Origin of the sequence: Burkholderia singularis, assembly GCF_900176645.1 — a bacterium.
GTDB classification, from domain to species: Bacteria; Pseudomonadota; Gammaproteobacteria; order Burkholderiales; family Burkholderiaceae; genus Burkholderia; species Burkholderia singularis.
Genome location: NZ_FXAN01000030.1, coordinates 1 through 510 on the forward strand (window position 1 = coordinate 1; position 510 = coordinate 510).

A 510-nucleotide genomic window follows, 5' to 3' on the forward strand; every position below is an offset into this window, starting at 1 on the left:
GAACCTGTCCGCATTTTTGTGGGCGAGGCGGTTGAACGGCACGTTATCCGCGCGCCTGCATAAATCGCTCTCCGAACAGGATAGCAAACTGGTTCATCGCTGATTTCCAGTCGAAGGCGGACCGCACGGTCTTGGCCAGCACGTTGCGCAGTGCCAGCCAGAGCAGCTTGATCGCCGCCTCGTCATTCGGGAAGTGGCCGCGCGTCTTAATGATCTTGCGCAGCTGCATGTTCAGACTTTCTATGGCGTTTGTCGTATATACGACCCGTCTAATCTCCGGCGGGAACACGTAGAACGGTACGACGTGCTCCCATGCCCGCTGCCACGACTGTACGATCGTCGGGTACTTCGCGCCCCAAGGTCCGTCGGCGAAGTCCTGTAACGCCTGCCTCGCCGCCTCTTCGCTGGCGGCCGCGTAGATCGGGCGTAGCGCGGTGGCCAGTGCCTTGCGATCCTTGTAGCTGGCGTACTCCAGACTGTTGCGGATCAGATGCACGATGCAGGTCTGAA

General features: G+C 60.0%; 1 protein-coding gene. It reads right to left on the reverse strand.

The window, feature by feature from the left end; translation table 11 throughout:
• Positions 1–43 precede the first annotated feature (43 nt).
• The coding region (locus BSIN_RS02600; RefSeq protein WP_143757293.1) for a transposase at positions 44–510 on the reverse strand (467 nt) is incomplete at its 5' end.